Source organism: Flavobacterium sp., from assembly GCF_040382755.1.
Lineage (GTDB): Bacteria > Bacteroidota > Bacteroidia > Flavobacteriales > Flavobacteriaceae > Flavobacterium.
The window spans coordinates 1-17,327 of record NZ_JBEIET010000036.1 but is presented as its reverse complement, the minus strand read 5'-3'; the positions used below and the strand labels follow the sequence as shown (position 1 = coordinate 17,327).

15 protein-coding genes, 1 tRNA gene and 1 pseudogene are annotated in these 17,327 nt (G+C 31.8%); 4 read left to right on the top strand and 13 right to left on the bottom strand.

All coding sequences use genetic code 11. The features are described from left to right. The first annotated feature begins 65 nt into the window (after window positions 1-65). Window positions 66-136, top strand: a tRNA-Cys gene (locus ABWO04_RS05315). 220 nt (window positions 137-356) lie between these two features. Here the strand turns inward: ABWO04_RS05315 and aroC are convergent. Further along, window positions 357-1,403 (bottom strand): chorismate synthase, encoded by a 1,047-nt coding sequence (aroC, locus tag ABWO04_RS05310; protein ID WP_353077996.1) that lies wholly within the window; start codon window positions 1,401-1,403, stop codon window positions 357-359. 77 nt (window positions 1,404-1,480) lie between these two features. Here aroC and ABWO04_RS05305 point away from each other — a divergent pair, with 77 nt between their 5' ends. Then, entirely contained in the window at window positions 1,481-2,320 is an 840-nt protein-coding gene (locus ABWO04_RS05305) for a hypothetical protein (RefSeq protein WP_353077994.1), read from the top strand. Here ABWO04_RS05305 and ABWO04_RS05300 read toward each other — a convergent pair. The 12 genes from ABWO04_RS05300 to ABWO04_RS05245 form a co-directional block, all read right to left on the bottom strand. Then, window positions 2,313-2,765 (bottom strand): protease complex subunit PrcB family protein, encoded by a 453-nt coding sequence (locus tag ABWO04_RS05300; RefSeq protein WP_353077993.1) that lies wholly within the window; start codon window positions 2,763-2,765, stop codon window positions 2,313-2,315. The two genes, ABWO04_RS05305 and ABWO04_RS05300, sit on opposite strands and share 8 nt — an antisense overlap. Window positions 2,766-2,767: 2 nt before the next feature. Then, window positions 2,768-3,901, bottom strand: coding sequence for an N-acetyl-alpha-D-glucosaminyl L-malate synthase BshA (gene bshA, locus ABWO04_RS05295; RefSeq protein ID WP_353077992.1), 1,134 nt, complete (start codon window positions 3,899-3,901; stop codon window positions 2,768-2,770). A 60-nt stretch (window positions 3,902-3,961) separates the two neighbouring features. Then, the gene (locus tag ABWO04_RS05290; protein WP_353077990.1) at window positions 3,962-4,423 is read right to left on the bottom strand and encodes a DUF1801 domain-containing protein; all 462 of its coding nucleotides are present in this window, start codon (window positions 4,421-4,423) and stop codon (window positions 3,962-3,964) included. A gap of 2 nt (window positions 4,424-4,425) precedes the next feature. Beyond that, the gene (locus tag ABWO04_RS05285) at window positions 4,426-7,314 is read right to left on the bottom strand and encodes a serine hydrolase domain-containing protein (protein WP_353077989.1); all 2,889 of its coding nucleotides are present in this window, start codon (window positions 7,312-7,314) and stop codon (window positions 4,426-4,428) included. Between the two features lie 69 nt (window positions 7,315-7,383). Beyond that, on the bottom strand, window positions 7,384-7,866 hold the full coding sequence (locus ABWO04_RS05280) for an ABC transporter ATPase (protein WP_353077987.1): 483 nt from the start codon (window positions 7,864-7,866) through the stop codon (window positions 7,384-7,386). Further along, a complete protein-coding gene (locus ABWO04_RS05275) occupies window positions 7,866-8,474 on the bottom strand; it encodes a hypothetical protein (protein WP_353077985.1) in 609 nt (202 codons plus the stop codon). Before ABWO04_RS05275 ends, ABWO04_RS05280 begins: the two co-directional genes overlap by 1 nt. Before the next feature lies 1 nt (window position 8,475). Continuing rightward, window positions 8,476-9,267: a (Fe-S)-binding protein gene (locus ABWO04_RS05270; RefSeq protein WP_353077984.1), complete on the bottom strand. Its 792-nt coding sequence runs from the start codon at window positions 9,265-9,267 to the stop codon at window positions 8,476-8,478. A 47-nt stretch (window positions 9,268-9,314) separates the two neighbouring features. After that, on the bottom strand, window positions 9,315-9,761 hold the full coding sequence (locus ABWO04_RS05265) for an LNS2 domain-containing protein (protein ID WP_353077998.1): 447 nt from the start codon (window positions 9,759-9,761) through the stop codon (window positions 9,315-9,317). Window positions 9,762-9,816: 55 nt separating this feature from the next. Further along, window positions 9,817-11,154, bottom strand: a complete 1,338-nt coding sequence (locus ABWO04_RS05260; RefSeq protein WP_353077982.1) for a 4Fe-4S dicluster domain-containing protein — start codon at window positions 11,152-11,154, stop codon at window positions 9,817-9,819. 4 nt (window positions 11,155-11,158) lie between these two features. Continuing rightward, window positions 11,159-12,127, bottom strand: coding sequence for an MlaD family protein (locus tag ABWO04_RS05255; RefSeq protein WP_353077981.1), 969 nt, complete (start codon window positions 12,125-12,127; stop codon window positions 11,159-11,161). A 100-nt stretch (window positions 12,128-12,227) separates the two neighbouring features. Then, on the bottom strand, window positions 12,228-13,361 hold the full coding sequence (locus ABWO04_RS05250; protein ID WP_353077980.1) for an N-acetylmuramoyl-L-alanine amidase family protein: 1,134 nt from the start codon (window positions 13,359-13,361) through the stop codon (window positions 12,228-12,230). A 4-nt stretch (window positions 13,362-13,365) separates the two neighbouring features. Then, window positions 13,366-14,454, bottom strand: a complete 1,089-nt coding sequence (locus ABWO04_RS05245; protein ID WP_353077978.1) for an N-acetylmuramoyl-L-alanine amidase family protein — start codon at window positions 14,452-14,454, stop codon at window positions 13,366-13,368. Between the two features lie 71 nt (window positions 14,455-14,525). On the opposite strand from ABWO04_RS05245, the gene ABWO04_RS05240 reads away from it, so the two are divergent. Both ABWO04_RS05240 and ABWO04_RS05235 read left to right on the top strand, forming a co-directional pair. Next, window positions 14,526-17,192: a putative LPS assembly protein LptD gene (locus ABWO04_RS05240; RefSeq protein ID WP_353077976.1), complete on the top strand. Its 2,667-nt coding sequence runs from the start codon at window positions 14,526-14,528 to the stop codon at window positions 17,190-17,192. A gap of 47 nt (window positions 17,193-17,239) precedes the next feature. Continuing rightward, window positions 17,240-17,327: pseudogene (locus ABWO04_RS05235) on the top strand (RidA family protein); the annotation flags it as partial.

Here is a 17,327-nt window from a genome sequence, read left to right as displayed (position 1 = left end):
TGGCGAGAGAAAAACAAATTAAGTCTTGGAAAAGCAGAATCAAAATTCAAGAATTATTGAATGATAATTAGCTCAGCTGGTTCAGAGCATCCCGATGCAATCGGGAGGTTTGGGGGTTCGAACCCCTCATTGCCCACAAACATTTAACTCCTTAATAAATTAAGGTGTTTTTTTATGTCCAAAAATTAATTTTAGAGAATTTATAAAAACATCTTAATAAGTAATGTTTTTATAAAAAATTAACTAATAGCTATTTATTTAAAGGAGATAGTGTATAGATACTCCGTAGATACTCCGTAGATACTCCATAGATAGTGTATGGATAGTGTATGTAAGTGGCATAAAAAACTTAGTAATTATTGCAACAAAGTAAAATCAGCCAAAACCATAGCCGATAATGCTTCTACAATAGGTACAGCTCTCGGTACTACACAAGCATCATGTCGGCCTTTACCTTGTTGGTCTACAAGTTGTCCATCTTGGGTTAAGACTTCTTGTTGTTGTAATAATGTAGCAACAGGTTTAAAAGCCACTCGAAAATAAATATCCATACCGTTACTTATCCCGCCTTGTATGCCACCAGACAAATTGGTTTTGGTACTGCCGTCTTCGTTAAATAAATCGTTGTGCGCACTGCCTTTCATTTCAGCAGCACAAAATCCTGAGCCGTATTCAAACCCTTTTACCGCGTTTATAGATAACATGGCTTTACCCAGTTGGGCTTGCAATTTATCAAAAACCGGTTCACCTAAACCAATGGGTACATTTTGTATTACACATGTAATAGTGCCACCAACGGTATCGCCTTGTTTTTTTATTTCGGTGATGAAGTTTTCCATTTTTGCAGCTGTAGCTTCATCCGGACATCGAACAGCATTGTTTTCAATTTTAGTAAAATCTAAAGCTTGGTAAGGTTTGTCTATATAAATGGTTCCTACTGAAGAAACAAAGGCTGTAATTTTTATCTCTGAGATTATTTGTTTGGCAATGGCGCCAGCTACTACCCAATTCACCGTTTCTCTTGCTGAACTTCTTCCACCACCTCTATAATCTCTATTTCCGTATTTTTTATCGTAAGTATAATCTGCGTGACTTGGTCGAAAGGTTTCTTTTAACTGATCGTAATCTTGGGACTTCTGATTTTCGTTTTCAATCAAAAATCCAATAGGCGTTCCTGTGGTTTTTCCTTCAAAAATACCTGATAAAAATTGTACCGTATCGCTTTCCTTTCTTTGGGAAACCAGTTTAGATTGCCCTGGCTTTCTTCGATCTAATTCTGATTGAACAAAATCTAAATCAATAGCAATATTAGACGGACAACCATCTATAATTCCACCATAAGCCAAGCCGTGTGATTCGCCAAATGTTGTTAATGTATAACGTGTTCCTATCGAATTTGCCATTTAATTTGTTTTTTTACAGTAATTACCGAATACAAAAATATCGAATGTTTTTTTTATATTAGCAAAAAATTTACAAAATGAAAAAAATACTAGTAATACTTTTTAGTTTAAGTTTGGTATCTTGTGCTGTGGAAGGTTTAGAAAGTACAATTGACAACAATGCAAATAATCCAAATAACCCAAACAACCCAAATAATACGGCTACTTTTACAGATGCATTACCTTTAAACATTGGAAATTACTGGACGTATGATGTAGTGGGTCTAACCAATACTAGAGATTCTTTATATATTTTTGGTGATGAAACTATAGGTGCGCATACGTATAAAAAATTTAAAAACAGAAACAATATCGCAACTGGTTTTTATTGCACTTCAGTAAACAATAACAATGTGAGAAAAGAAGCTGGAAAATTACTTTTAACCGGAAATTTAAGCGTTTTACAAGGGATAACACTACCTGCCGGAGTAGATTTTAGCGTAACTGATTTTGTTATTTTTAAAGAAAGCGCCACAAATGGCGAAATTTTAAGTGAAAAAACAGGCACATTTCAACAAACAATAAGCAACTTTCCGGTAACTATTGAATACCGATTAAGAGCCATTGGTGGAGAAAATTTTACTTCTTTTACCTCTCCAAATAACGATGTATACCCGAATGTGAAATCTACTAAAATCGTGGTGAATTTAAAAATAACATCTACACAAACTATTGCTGGTTTTCCAGTTACTATAAACATTTTACCCCAACAAGATGTGGTTGTTTCTACGCAATACCTATCCAGAAATATCGGAATTGTGTATACCAAAACAAACACAAATTTCGCTTTAGATCCAACAATAGCAGCTCAAATTGGTTTACCTGTTTCTAACTCGCAAATTCAAGAAGAATTTTTGGATACCTATAATGTTAATTAACTAAAATTGTTTTGTTTTTTGGCACTAATACGAAAAGATAAGGCGACGTAAAAGCATCTGTTACCAATTCATTTTTTTGGGGACCTGTTTCTTTTAAGATAATTTCTGCAGTCGTTTTGGTAAATATTACGTCAGTTACTTCAATGTCATAGCCACCTGTGGTTTTTTCACCTAAAAAACAAGCTACCAAATCGTGTTTTTCTAAATCGATAGCTAGTAACTTACCGAAAGATTCTTCTCCAATATTTAAAGAAGTAATTAAAGCATTAAATTCTTCATAGTTTTTAATTACTTGAGTAGATTTTTCTTTCTTCCCACCTATTTGACTTTTAAAAACCACTTCATAATGGTCTCTTTCTTTTTCAACAACTTGCTGAACGGGTTTACAAGATAAAAACAACAAACAAACACCAATAAGTGACACCCTATTTTTAAACATTTTCATAATTAAGATTCTAAATTAATAGCTTTATTATACAATTCTTCATACAAAGGAAGAATATTTTTGATATCGAATTTTTTGGCCACTTCAAAAGCGGCTTTCTTAAACTGAAGTAACGTTTCTTCTGAATTTAATATAGAAATGGCGTTTCTACTCATGCTTTCCACATCGCCAACAGCACTTAAATAACCCGAAACACCTTCTTCATTTACTTCTGGTATACCGCCCGAATTACTTGATATGACCGGCACACTAAATGCCATAGCTTCTAAAGCAGCCAAACCAAAACTTTCTGTTTCAGAAGGCAATAAAAACAAATCAGAATACTTCAAAATTTGATTAATATCGTTACTATTTCCAAAGAAAATAACTTTATCTGCAATGCCTAAATCTTCACATAATTTCTCGGCAACAATCTTCTCAGGTCCTTCTCCAACCATCATTAATTTAGAAGGAATTTCTTTCTGAATGTTGTAGAAAACTTTAACCACATCTGGAATGTTTTTTACTTTTCTGAAATTAGAAATATGGGTAATTATTTTTTCATTAGATGATGCCAAAACCGAACGCTGACAAATGGATTTATTTTCTAAAAGGGTTTCTTCAATTTCAATAAAATTAGGTATCACATGAATTTCTTTATTAACATCAAACAAACGATAGGTAGCTTCACGTAAACTATTAGAAACACTGGTTACAAAGTCGGATTTGTTGATGCTAAATGTCACCGCACTTTTATAAAATGGATGGTTTCCTACCAAAGTAATATCGGTACCATGAAGCGTAGTAATCATGGGAAGTGAAATGCCTTCTTCGGCTAACATTTGTTTGGCCATATACCCTGCATAGGCATGAGGAATCGCATAATGTACGTGTAACACATCTATTTTATAAAGTTTTACCATATCTACCAATTTACTTGACAAAGCCAATTCGTAGGGTTGGTAATGAAATAACGGATAGTTAGGCACATTTACTTCATGAAAAAATATATTCGGATTTAACAACGACAATCGCACAGGTTGTTTATAGGTAATGAAATGAATTTCATGTCCTTTTTTAGCCAGTTCTAAGCCTAACTCTGTGGCTACTACGCCACTCCCACCAAAGGTAGGATAACAAACCATTGCTATTTTCATTTATTTATGTTGTTGAAACACCAAATCCATTTTAAATGTGACTTGACATTTATTTTACTATTATTTTTTGTTAACAAAAGCCGCTTCATAAGTTGCAATCCAATCTTGAACAGAAATTTTTGTAACCAATTCACCCAACAAGTCAAACGGAATTTCATCCAATCTATTAAATCGGATGCAACTTTTACCCATGTCTAATTTGCGAGTACTGTGTTTTGGGTATTCCGCCACAAACCAATCGTAAAGTGTTTTATTCGCATAAATACCCATATGATAGAAATTTATGCTGTTTTTTTGAGATGCAAATGTGATAAAAGGCAATGGATCAGCTGGTTTACAATGATATCCTTTCGGATAAATTGTATGTGGAACATAATACCCAATCATACCATAATTCATACCTTCTTCGAAACCATTTGGTATATTTTTAAGTATTGTATTTCGAAGCAATTCCATTGGTTTTTTTCTATCTTCTGGAAGATTATTCATATAGTCTTCCACAGTTTTTGCAGCTGATGTCATAATTAATCTGTTATCGATTCGTAAATTACTTTCTGTATATTTTCTCTAATATTTAATTTTGAGAGTTTATTAATATTTCCATCTGGGTAACTCCTATTTGATAGAAAAATATAAATTAAATCTTTTTCAGGATCTGCCCAAACCATTGTTCCAGTAAATCCCGTATGTCCAAAACTTGCTTTAGAAGTACAACCGCAAGTAGGACCTTCGCCACTAATTTGAGGTTTGTCAAAACCAGCGCCTCGCCTATTTCCAGCATAACAAAAATAACATGTATTAAAAGCATCAAACGTTTCTTTTGAAAAATAAGTATGCCCTCCGTACGTTCCTTTTTGTAAATACATTTGCATAATTTTAGCCACATCTAACGAATTAGAAAACAATCCTGCATGACCACCAATACCGCCTTGCATGGCTGCAGCCATATCATGTACATACCCTTGAATGGTATCGTATCGATAATACATATCAATTTCTGAAGGCATAATGTTTGACAATTCAAATTTATCTAATGGATTATAGGTTGTAGAATTTGCTCCTAATAGCTTATAAAAGTTATCATCAGAAAGTTTATCCAAACTTTTATGATGAAATTTCTCTAAATATTCTTTAAATAATATAAAAGCATAATCGCTGTATTTGTATTGTTTAGAAGGCAATAAAGGCGCTTCTTTAATGACATTTATAATCGTATCCGTATAATCTTTTCGTAAATATAAATTAGTCGATACTTTTAACGGAAAGTCTTCAGAAGGTGTAGTTTGATAGTATTTTTGACTTGGTTTTTTTAAAGAATCTAACGTTTTTAAATAAAAAGGCGTCCAAGCTGGTAATTTAGCTTGATGCGTTAACATATCTAAAACCGTAATGTCCGCTTTGTTAGAATTTTTAAAATTAGGAAGTAATTGCGATAACTTACTGTTGAATGAAAAATTTCCTTTTTCGTAATCTTTCATTAAGTTAGGAAGCGTACTCAATACTTTAGTAAGTGAAGCCAAATCATACAAATCGGTATTTTTTACTTTCTGAATGGTATCATAAGTTGGCGAACCAAACGCTTTTCTGTAGACCACTTTTCCTTTACGAGCCACCAGTATTTGCATACCTGGAGCTACTTTATTTTTAATAGCAGATATTGCAATTGTATCAATTTTTGCTAATAACTCAGAATTCATTTGTACTTGTTCTGGATATGCAAAACCTAAGCGATTAAGATTTTTGGTTTTCATTCCATCCGATTCACAAAAGTTTTTCTTAATAGATACAGGCAATGCGCCTTTCGCTTCTTTCGCTCCAAAAATAATTTCAGCGGCAACCAATTGTGAAAAATAATTATTCTGATAGGCCTCAATTAAACCTTCTGTTTCATCAAAAGTTGGAATTCTTAATAATGAATACGGTTTAGTGAAAAAGGTAACAATGGTTTTACTATGTTTCGAAATTTTATCAATCCAATTGATTTCGTTAAACGTCATTTCGTTTTTCTTCCAAATGCCTTCGGGTTTGTGATAGCCTACAATAACTTTCGAATAATCTGCTATTTCCACTAAAAGCGAATCTAAGTTTTTAGTCGTAATAACATCAATTTGGGCGTATTCTTTTAATTTTTCTATGAAAGTTGTCGCATCGCCATCGCCAATTTTTACGTAGGCTATTTTTTCTTTATCAAGTTTTTTGATTGGAATAATATCATCTTCATTTTTAAGAACTGTTATAGCACTTTCAAACATTTCTAAATTTAATGCGTTGTATTCTTTTTTATTTAAATCGGTATATAAATTTTCAAATTCAATTGGACAGTAATTATTTAATCCTGCTTTGTATTTATACTTTAATATTTTCTTTACAGAATGCGCCAATCGTTCTTCAGTAAATAAACTATCTGCAAACGCTTGTTTAAATTTTTCAATGGCTACAGGAACATTTTCTGCAAATAGCAAAACATCATTCCCAGCTAAAAAGGCAGCTAAATCAATATCGCCAGGTTGTTTAAAATTACTTGCCCCTTTCATATTTAAGGCATCTGTAAAAATTAAACCTTCAAACTTCAATTGGTTTTTTAAAATATCTGTTACTACTTTTTCAGATAACGAAGAAGGAAAATTTTCACGCGGTTCGATACTTGGCACGTTTAAATGCGCCACCATAACACTGGCTAAACCATTTTTTATAAGTTCTTTATACGGATATAATTCTACTTCTTCTATTCTATCTCTTGAAAAATCGACAGTTGGCAAGGCGTGATGCGAATCTGTAGAGGTGTCACCGTGACCTGGAAAATGCTTGGCAGTAGCAAAAACGCCATAAGATTGTAAACCACGCATATAGGCGACTGCTTTTTCGGCTACATTTTCTTTGGTTTCTCCAAAAGAACGATTTCCGATAATTGGATTTTTAGGATTGGTATTAATATCTACAACAGGACCAAAGGTAAAATGAATCCCCAATCGTTTGGATTGATCTGCCATTTGCATACCCATTCTTTCAAGTAAAGAGTTGTCTTTAATAGCACCTAAAGTCATGTTCCACGGATAGGTATGTGTAGAATCTATTCGCATACTTAAACCCCATTCGGCATCAATTCCAATAAGCATTGGAATTTTCGATTTTGCTTGAAAACGATTGGTTAATTTTGCTTGTCTATTTGGACCTCCTTGAAAAAATATTAATCCTCCAATTTTATATTTGGTAATTAATTTATCTAAATCTTGAGCATGTGCTTCATTCTTATTAGAGTACGCTGCAATCATAAACAATTGTCCTACTTTTTCTTCAAAAGAAAGTGAGTTGTACGTGCTATCGACCCATACTTGTTGAGATTGCGTATTAATTTTGTTTTGCGCAAAACCTAAAGTGGTAAGAAATAAAATGATATATATGTAATGCTTCATGAAATGTAAATAAATAAAAAAACCATCAAAATTTCTATTTTCTGATGATTTTCAAAGTTAGTTATTTTTTTAGAAAAATCTACTATGCCAACTTTCTTCAGCAGGAACTTCCCAAAATTCTTCAAATTCACCTTTCGTATTTATCAAATTATTGAAAACAATAGTTTTTGAAGTAACGGCTTTTTCCTTCGCCATTTTTTTGAAATCGATAAGTGTTTTATGCGCAATGTGTTCTCCCATTTTGTAGGTAACATTCATTTTGTCAAGTAATTCTATTTGAAATTCTTGTTCTAATTGTTGAATAAAATGTACTGAAGCATCGATAGAACAACCCGTTGCGTTTTGCACTTCCTGATTGACAGCAAAAATGATAAATCGTTTATATTTTATAAGAAAAGAAGCTTCTAAGCTTGTGCCGTGTGCTGCCCAGTTTTCAACAAATTCTTGACATTTAGAAGTTATAGCAGTTACTTCATCGTCAGCTAATTTTCTGTTCGATTGGTAAATCCAAATTTTTGAATCTTCTGGTAAATTTTCGAATGGTGTGTACATTATATTTTTTGTATGTCTAATAATACTTTTGAACTTATGAATTTATTTAATTTTAAATCATAAATATCTTCGTAATAAAAATCTACTTTCACTTTAGTATTAACTTTTAATACATCATCAGAAATTAAATAAGCGTTATCAAAGTTTTTTATTAAGATGAAATCATTAATTCTTCCAGATTCTTCTTTAATTTTAATTGTTAAGAAACCATCTTTTTTTCTTTCAATTAATATACCCGTAGACGATAAACTTGAAACATCTAAAACTTCATTTGACTCATTTTTGTCGATCTCATTTTTACCAATAGCCAAAAGGATATCTGGACAGAAAGTAATCATTTTCATTCCAATTTCCTCACCAAATTTTTCCATTTGGTCTTCGTTATCAAGCAAGATTCTTTTACTTTTAGGTAGTTTATCTTTATGATTACTGTAAGATTGAATGACACACAATCCTAATTGCATTTGCAATTCGCTCGATTCAATTTTTTCTAAATCAATATTTTTAGCTTTTATACATTCACAAGTTTCATTTGTAATTATATCCATTACATCTTGTGAAAAACTTTGATTCGCTATTACTAATAATAATAAATATATTTTTTTCATGTTATAAATCTTGAGCATTTGCAATTAATTCTGCTATATCCATTACCTGAACGGAGCCTTCTTTCTCTTTATTTTTGATACCGTCTGTTAGCATGGTGTTACAAAATGGACAACCAGCAGCAATAATTTCAGGTTTCGTTTCTAAAGCATCTTCCGTTCTTTCGATATTGATGTCTTTATTTCCTTTTTCTGGTTCTTTAAACATTTGTGCACCACCAGCACCACAACATAAACCGTTAGCGCGAGAACGTTTCATTTCGACTAACTCCGCATCTAATTTTTGGATTAAATCCCTTGGTGCTTCGTAAATATTGTTAGCACGCCCTAAATAACAAGGGTCGTGAAACGTGATGCGTTTGCCTTTAAATTGTCCGCCTTCAATAGTAAGTCTCCCCGAATCTAATAACGATTTTAGAAATTCTGTATGATGTACGACTTCATATTTCCCACCTAATTCTGGATACTCATTTTTTATGGTATTAAAACAATGTGGACAAGCCGTTACGATTTTTTTTACTTCATAGGCATTCATGACTTCAATATTCATCATAGCTTGCATTTGAAATAAAAATTCATTTCCAGCACGTTTAGCGGGATCGCCTGTACAACTTTCTTCTGTACCTAAAACCGCAAAAGGAACGTTTGCTCGATTTAATATTTTAACAAAAGCTTTGGTTATTTTTTTGGCTCTATCATCAAAACTTCCCGAACAACCTACCCAAAATAAAACTTCAGGTGCTTGTCCTTGTGCCATCATTTCGGCCATTGTAGGTACTACTAAACTTTCTGACATAGTCGTGTTGATTTTATATGTTTTTTTTAGAAACTATTCTAAATATATTAATTGCTTAATTCGTCATCAAAAACTTGGATAGTTACATCTTTTTCAATTAAATCTGTAAACTTTCCATTGTATCGTGTTGCTTTAACTAAATGATTATCAATCCAGTGGTAATTTCCACCACGAGGTTTTCCCATTACCATTCCGTGGTATTTAAAGCCGTGTTGCTTTAACCAAGCTTCAGTAACGACCCTATGCTCTTCGGTACGAGATGTGAAAAAGAAAATAACATGACCTTCATCATACCATTTATTTAATGTCACTAAGGCATCTGGATACACATTTGCTGTTGCCATTCTTTCCGGTTCTTCATTTGGAATATCATCGCAAACGGTTCCATCTATATCAATAAGGTAATTTTTTATTCCTTCTGGTAAAACAGGGCTTAAATGCTCTCCATTTACTTTTAATTCTTGTAATTTTCCGTCAATTTCTTCTTTTTTCATGCTCATTTTGTAGTTGTCGTTGTTGTGTTTTTATTGATATTTTAATTGCTATTCATTACTCTTCGCTTCTCCAGTTTAATCTATCTTGCTGGTTGTATTGCCATGGTGCACCATTATTTTCAATATTGGTCATTACAGCATTTAATTCCATTGGTGCGGCACTTTGTTCCATCACTAAATAACGTCTCATATCCATAATAATAGATAATGGACTAATATTGATTGGACATTCTTCCACACAAGCGTTACAAGACGTACAAGCCCAAAGTTCTTCTGGTGTAATGTAGTCGTTTAATAACGATTTATTATCTGGAATAAAAATACCTTTATTCGCATCGATGTTTTTACCAACTTCTTCTAATCTGTCACGTGTATCCATCATGATTTTACGTGGTGATAATTTCTTACCTGTTGTATTTGCAGGACAAGATGAAGTGCATCTACCACATTCGGTACATGTATAGGCATTTAATAATTGTACCCAATTTAAATCTTGTACATCTGAAGCACCAAATTTAGCCGGAACTGCATCTGGATTAGCAGGTGCCGCAAACGGATCAGCATTTGGATCCATCATTAATTTTACTTCATTTGTTACACTTTCTAAATTATCGAATTTTCCTTTTGCATTTAAATCGGCAAAATAAGTATTTGGAAACGCTAATAAAATATGCAAATGTTTAGAAAAGTATAAATAGTTTAAGAAGGCAATTACCATTACTAAATGTCCCCACCATCCTACTCTTTCTAAAATATGTAAGGTACTTTCACTCATACCACCGAAAAGTGCTGGTCCTAAATGTTGTGAAATAGAAAAATTAAATGAACCAATGCCTTCATAATGAGATTTTCCTAATGAATATAATACTTCATCAGTACCATTCATAGTAAAAATACATGTTACCAAAACAATTTCCATAATTAATATTAAGTTGGCATCTTTAGTTGGCCATCCTAACATTTCTGCTTTTGTAAAACGAGGTAATTTTAATAAATTTCTTCTTGATAAAAAAGCTAAAGTAGCCACTAAAGCCAAAAAAGAAAGAATTTCTATGAAGCTAATTAAAAAAGTATAAAATCCACCTAATCCAGTTTTAAAGAAACGATGAGTACCAAAAAGTCCGTCTACAATTATCTCTAATAATTCAATTTGAGTAATAATAAAAGCGGCATATAAGGTAAAATGCAAAATTGCAGGAATTGGCCTGGTAAACATTTTTTTCTGACCAAAAGCTATCAATGCCATATTTTTCCATCGTGCTGAAGTATTATCAGTTCGGTTTACATCTTGTCCTAATTTAATATTTCGTATAATTTTTTTTACATTTTTAACAAAAAAACCAACGCCTATTATAAGGACAATTGCAAAAATAATATTTGGTAAAAAACTCATAAATTTAGTTTTTAGGTTGCTCTTTATTTGGTTCGACTACAGGTGCAGTATACGGTTTGTTTTTCTTACCAAAAACAGACACATTAACATATCGTGTAGGATTTAAACGCACATCTTGTAACAATAATTCCAATTCTTTTGATGTTTTGGTTAGATTGACATACATAGCGTCGTCCTTCAATAATTTTCCTATAGAACCTTTACCTTGCTCTAAATCAGTCATAATTTGATTTACATTTGCGAGGGTGGTTTCTAACTTTTTAACTGAAGCGGCAAGATCTGCTTTTTCTAAAGAAGTAGACATTTTATTAATATTACCTGAAGCGTTTTCAAAATTAGCTAACGTAGCATTTAATTTTGATTTATTATCTGCTACTATTTCGTTTACATTTTTAGAAACCTGACTAAATTCGGACAAAGTAACCTCCAAAGATGCAATAGATGCTTTTAATTTTTGTTGCGTTGAAGCGTCTAAAGTAGCGTTTAAATTTTCGATTAATTTATTTGCGTTTTCTAATAAAACTTCTACTTTATCTTTTACAGGTCCAATTTGATTGGCAAGTTCATCTGTCAAACCTAATTTGTTAGATGTTTTAAGTGTGTCTCCAGATTGCGCATAATTGGTATCAGAAAAGTTATTGATAATTGCAATTTCTCTTCCACCAATTAAACCAGAATCCATAATTTGTGCAACACTTGATTTCGCAATTTGAATCTGTTCGTTAGTAATTATTAATTCTACTTTCATTTTACCATCAGGCAACATTTGAATAGTATTTACTTTTCCTATATTTAATCCATTTATGGTTACAGGAGCTGCCACAACTAAACCTGCCACATTATCATAAACCGCATATAATTTAGTACTCGTAACAAATAAATTTTTACCTTTTAGAAACGCAAAACCCCAGTAAAACAATACTATTGATAAAATAACTAAAACAGCAACTTTAATTTCTTTTGTGATTTTCATATGGGCTAAATATACTTTTACTTTAGATTTGGTGAATGCTTTTAAACAAAACAACAATTAAAAATTGTTATGCGTTATAAAGACACAAAAATAACATTATTTATTTGATTGCCTCGCTTAATTTAATTTTTTTACCATTTTTTATAGGCACAATAAACGAAGAAGTATATCCTTTTGCTTTCGCTTCTTCTAATAATTGTTTTGCTTTGGTATAAGATGAAGTGCTACCATAAAAGTATTTGTAAATGGTAGTTCCTTTTTCAACGGAAATGTTATTTAATCCTTTAAAGTTTTTAGGCAAGGTTTCTAAATTTTTAGCACTTGCAGAAATTTGTATTTTAAAAGTAACACCTTCCACAGCTGTTTTGTTTTCTGAAGATTGCTTCGGATCTACTTTCTTTGGGTCTACCTTTTTTGGATCTTCTTTTTTAACTGTTGCTTTTTTGGATTCTTCTTTCTTAACTGTAGTAGCCGTTTCTGTTTTAAAAAAATCATCTCGATATCCTAAAATAGCTTTAGAAATAGCTTCTGCTAATTTATTTTGTCCATCTTCCGAATTTAAAAAAGCACCTTCAGGTTTGTTGGATACAAATCCCATTTCAATAAGCACACGAGGCATAATTATTTTTCGTAAAACTAAAAATCCGGCTTGTTTTACTCCCCTATTTTTACTTGTTGTGAATTTTGTAAACGCTTGTTGTACTTTACCTGCAATATCAATACTCTGTTGAATATTTTCTTCTTGCATAATGGAAATTCCCATTACGGATTCTGGAGATTTTGGATCAAATCCATCATATTTTATTTTATAATCGCTTTCTAAAGTAACAACGGCATTCTCCTTTTTGGCTACTTCCAAATTGGCTGCATTTCGGGTAACTCCCATTACATAGGTTTCATTTCCTGATGCTTCTTGGTTGTCATTTGCATTACAATGCATAGAAACAAATAAATGTCCTTTTGATCTATTCGCGATATTGGCTCGTTCGTTTAATTCAATGAAAACATCGGTTTTTCTGGTATAAACCACTTCTATATTTGATTCTTTAGCTAAAATTTCTCCTACTTTAAGAACAGTATTAAGTGAAATTTTCTTTTCTATATTTCCATGATAGGTAGCCCCGTAATCTTTACCACCATGTCCTGCATCTAAAACTACTTTGAATTTTTTAGTTTGTGCATAAAATGATACAGAAAACAAGCATAAAAATAATAGTACTATCGATTTTTTCATAATTTTAATTTGGTGTAACAATAAAAGCAGATGCAAATCCTTTCTGTTTGGCTTCAGCTAGAAATTTTTTACACGATTCTAGGGTTCCTTGTCCGTAAAAATATTTATAACCCCCATTTACTTCTATCATGGTTACATTTGCCAAACCATTAAAGTTTTCCGGCGTTAAATCAAGTTTCTTAGTACTAAAACTAATTTGTACTTTATATGCTAACTCATCTGGTGTTAATGGTTCAGGAGCTGCATCAACTACTTTAGATGTATCCACAGCAGTTTCCACAACAGGCAATTCTTCTACAATTACTGGTTCTTTAATTTGTAAGACATTTGGAGGAGTATTCGTGCCTCTTACATTATTTTTATATTCAATAATTGAGCGTGCAATAATTTGAGAGTAATTTGATTTACCTTCTTCCGATTTCATATATTTAGATTCTTGCACATTACTTAAAAAACCCAATTCTATTAAAACACCAGGCATTACAGTAGCATCTAATACCCAAAGCGGTTGTTGGTGCATACCTAAGTCTTTTCTTTGCAAAGAATTTTTAAAATAACTTTGTACCGTACTGGCAAAATTAATGCTTTGCATCAACGTTTCTTCTTGCATAATACGAAGTCCTATTTGTGTATTCGGATTATTTGGATCAAAACCTTCATATTTTTCTTTGAAATTATCTTCCAAAGAAATTACCGCATTTTCCGCTTTTGCAATTTCAAAATTCATACCTGCACGGGACAATCCCATAACCAAAGTCATTGCGCCATATGGTTTTGGAGATACTGAAGAATTACAGTGAACAGAAACAAATAAATCGGCCTCAAAATCATTAGCAATTTTAGCTCTATCTCTTAAAGGTATGAAAACATCCGTTGATCGTGTGTATTTAACATTAAAATCGGGATAAGATTCTAATATTTTTCCAATTTTTAAAACCACATCTAAAGCAATATGTTTTTCAATACAACCATTTTTTGCGGCACCAGGATCCTTACCACCATGTCCAGCATCTAAAATTACTTTAAATTTCTTTTCTTGTGCTATTGAAAAGACAGATAAACAGATAAATATAATTACGAGTACTTTTTTCATTTGTGATTAATTATTTTCAGTTAATTCAAATACGTTATAATTTTATTAAATACTAAATTTTAACAAAAAATATGCGTAAGTTTGACCCTTCAAAAACCGAACCATTTTTTACAAAAATAGTATTTATAGATTTGAGTACAAAGATTAATCATATCGTTTTTTTATTTTTTTTTCTAATTGTAAGCAATTTAGAAGTTTACGGTCAAAATACTTCTCGTAAAGATAGCACACAAGTAAATGTAAATGAATTGGTTACTATTAAAAAAGATTCTACAAAAAAACCATTATTGGAAGGTATTGTAAATCGTAAAGCTAAGGATTACGAACGGTTAGACCAAAGAAAAAAAAGATTAACATTATATAACGAAGCAGAATTGCATTATCAAGATTTTATACTAAAATCGGGTGTTATTGTTTTGGATTACGAGAAAAATGAGGTATATGCTGGAAGATTAAAAGATAGCGCTGGCGTATATTCGCAATTTCCATATTTTAAACAAGGGGAAAATGTCATAGAACCCGATTCTATTCGATTTAATACCAAAACAGGAAAAGCACAGATTTGGAATACAAGAAGTAAACAAGGTGAAATGTTTCTGAAATCTGAAATTTCAAAAAGAGAAAATGATTCGGTTATATTTTTTAAAAATGCCCGTTTTACCACTTCGGAAAATAAAGAAAATCCAGAGTATTATTTCTTAGCTTACAAAGCAAAATTAGTACCAAAAAAGAAATTCGTAACCGGTTTAACCCACATGTTCATTGCAGATGTACCCACTCCTATTGGTGTGCCTTTTTCATTTTTTCCAATGACGAATAAAAATACTTCTGGAGTAATTATGCCCGCACCTGGACAAAATAACGAAAGAGGCTATTTTCTTCAAAATGGAGGGTATTATTTTGCTCTTAGTGATTATTATGATTTGGCTATTTTAGGCGATTATTACACTAATGGAAGTTATGCACTTCGAACGGAAACCACATATGCTAAGAGATATAAATTTAGTGGAAACTTTCAAGTTAGATACGAAAATCAGGTGCTGGGTGAAAAAGGATTTCCTGGTTATGCCAGAACCAATCAATATAATATTCAGTGGTCGCACAGTCAAGATACAAAAGCTTCAGCAAATTCTAGGTTTTCATCTTCCGTAAATTTTGGGAGTAGTAAATACTTTCGTCAATCTATTAATTTAGTAAATGTTGGTTCAAATTTGAACAATACACTAAGTTCTTCTATAAGTTATTCTAAAACGGTTCCAATTGTACCATTAGTAAATTTTTCAGTAGCCGTAACACACAATCAAAATACCAATACTGAAATTGTAAATTTAACGCTACCTTCTTTTAATGCGAGTGTAGACAGAATTTTTCCATTTGCGAAACAAGATGGAATAAAGAAAGGAATTTTTCAGAATATTAATTTTCAATACGGATTAAGAGGAGATAATAAAATTTCTACAAAGGAAGAATTTCTGTTTAAATCGCAAATGTTTGATACTGCTTTAGCGGGAATTGGACATACCATTCCAATTTCTACAAATTTTAAAATTTTTAAATACTTTAGTGTTTCTGCTGGAACTTCATTTGTAGAAAACTGGGTATTTAATACGAATGAAAAAATATTTAATACCACTACAAATCAAGTAGATATAGTTCGTAAAAATGGTTTTGATTCGTATCGAACCTATAATTTTTCTACCAGTATTGGAACCACAATTTATGGAACCTATACATTTAAAGAAACAAATAAAATACAAGCTATAAGACATTTAATTCGCCCTAGTGTTTCTTATGGTTATACGCCAAGTTTTGGTCAGTACTACGACCAATACAAAGATAATTCAGGTAATTATATAAGTTATAGCCGATTTGAAAACACTTTATTTGGTGCACCTGGTTTAGGTGTTGCTAATTCAATAGGTATTGGTATTTCGAATACATTAGAAGCAAAAGTTTTAGATGCAGCGAGTAAAAAAGGAGAAACTAAAAAGATATCTTTATTAAATCAGTTTAACTTTTCAACAAGTTATAATTTAACTGCTGAAGAATTTAAGTTAGAACCTATTAGTTTTATTGGAGGAACAACCTTATTGGATAATAAATTAGGTGTAAATTTTGGCGCTCGATTTGACCCTTACGATTTAGACAGCAACAACCAAAGAATTAATGAATTTAGTATTAATAACGGAAATGGTTTAGCAAGAATGACCAGTTCAAACATTACCTTAAATTATACAGTAAGTAGTGCTCAATTTGGCGGAAAAAAAGAATCAAAACAAACGGTTCAAAATGGTGGTCGTAAAGACGATTTGTTTGGCGCAGCTGTTGATTTAAGTAATCAAGATGAAAGTTTGTTTAAAAAAGATGATGCAAAAAATCAGCAGTCAGAACTGTTTAATTACAAATTTCCATGGGATTTACAAATAGCCTATTCTTTAACATATAGTAATAATGCAAGTCAGCGTGAAATAACTACAAATTCTGTAATGGTATCTGGTAATATTGATATGGCGATAAAATGGAAAATGGGATTCTCATCAGGTTATGATTTTGCACAAAAAGGAATTTCATTTACGCAACTTCGATTTGAAAGAGATTTAGAAAGCTGGCGAATGAGTTTTAGCATTGTGCCAATTGGTGTCTATCAATCGTGGAATTTCTTTATCGGAATTAAATCTTCAATGTTAAGTGATATCAAATGGGATAAAAGAAATTTACCAGATCCGAGATTGAGATAAGTAAATTCAAGTAAAAAGTAAAAAATAGAAAGTAGAAAGTAGAAAAAATGAAAAAAATAATATTTACAGAAAAAGCTCCTGCACCTATTGGACCATATAATCAAGCTGTCTTAGTTGGAAATATGCTGTATACTT